General features: G+C 40.8%; 2 protein-coding genes. Both read right to left on the bottom strand.

All coding sequences use genetic code 11. The annotated features are described in order from the left end of the window. Positions 1-778: ISAon1 family transposase (locus tag I6E38_RS14850; protein ID WP_235394707.1), on the bottom strand; the 778-nt coding region annotated here is incomplete at its 3' end. Beyond that, entirely contained in the window at positions 744-1,127 is a 384-nt protein-coding gene (locus I6E38_RS14845; RefSeq protein ID WP_235394708.1) for an ISAon1 family transposase N-terminal region protein, read from the bottom strand. The genes I6E38_RS14850 and I6E38_RS14845, both read right to left, overlap by 35 nt. Positions 1,128-1,131: the final 4 nt, after the last annotated feature.

Below are 1,131 nucleotides of genomic sequence, written 5' to 3'. Positions count from 1 at the left end.
CTTTATTGTACCATTTAGCCATAGAAAGTCTTGCAGCATCCTTAATAGTATTTTTTGAGAAAATCATTCTCAAAGAATGCGAGAGTCCATATGCTGTTTTCAAATCTGGATATTCTCTAAATAGAATCTCTGCTCTCTTGCTTTGTGACAGTGTCCATTTCTCTCCTGATTTGAAAAGAAGATACCTACTCCTTGCTAGCAATTCCTTTCTCGTATCTCCGTTCTCATATCGAAAAGGCACATATTCGCGTCCTTCAAGTTTTGCATTCTCCATGTCGTCATTAGCCTCTTGTATAGCATCCCAACGATGCTTAATGCGCATTTCCTGCACTGCATCGCAAGCAAGCTTCTGTATGTGAAACCTGTCTATTACTCTCATTGCTTTAGGAAAGCATGTGCGAACAATCTTTCTCATGGAGTCTGACAAATCTAATGTAACCTCCTCAACCATATTCAGAAGTGCTTCTGGTATATGCTTCAAGGCATTGATAACGTCCTCTGACTTAACACCTTTGACAATTGCAACCAGACATTGATCTTTTCCGTGTCTGTCCCTGTTTGTGACGATTGTGCGCAATTCACCGTTAGACATAGAGGTCTCGTCTATTGCCAAATTACGACCTACGTTGTCTGGAAAGACAAGCCATTCATCGGCATGTTCTAGTTCTGACCAGGTACGATAGTCACTCAAGACATCCTTGTATTGTTTATCCAATGTATTGGAGTTTACATGGTAGTATTGCTCAAGCGTACGGCAGGTCGTCGGGGATATGTCCATACGTCTCTTTTAAAAAAAACGCAAACTCTTTCGAGTAGCGGGTTCCTGATTCGGTAACACTAATACGGTCGACAAATGTCTCTCCAGTTTCCTTGTTTTTCCATCTACGACGACGAAGTACAAGAATTACCTTATGGTCACGAATCGGAAAATCAGTTATGCGTACAGCATCCATAAACCCTTTGGATTCATACTCCTCAGATTTTTGGAGATAAGCATTCATACGCTCGTCTAGATGGATGGTCAGACTCATTGCGTCAATATCAGACTCATCTGTTTCTATCTTGACGATATCGAAATTGTCTAGTATTTCTTTGGGAAGAACTAGATGGGCTAATTGTTCAAGCATGTTC

Source organism: Leyella stercorea, assembly GCF_021531355.1.
GTDB lineage: Bacteria > Bacteroidota > Bacteroidia > Bacteroidales > Bacteroidaceae > Prevotella.
Note: the sequence above shows the minus strand (reverse complement) of the source record. Positions and strands in the feature narration are given on the sequence as shown.

Excerpts from the sequence above, each read along its gene's own strand:
- I6E38_RS14845 (WP_235394708.1), bottom strand. The coding sequence starts at position 1,127 with ATGCTTGAACAATTAGCCCATCTAGTTCTTCCCAAAGAAATACTAGAC.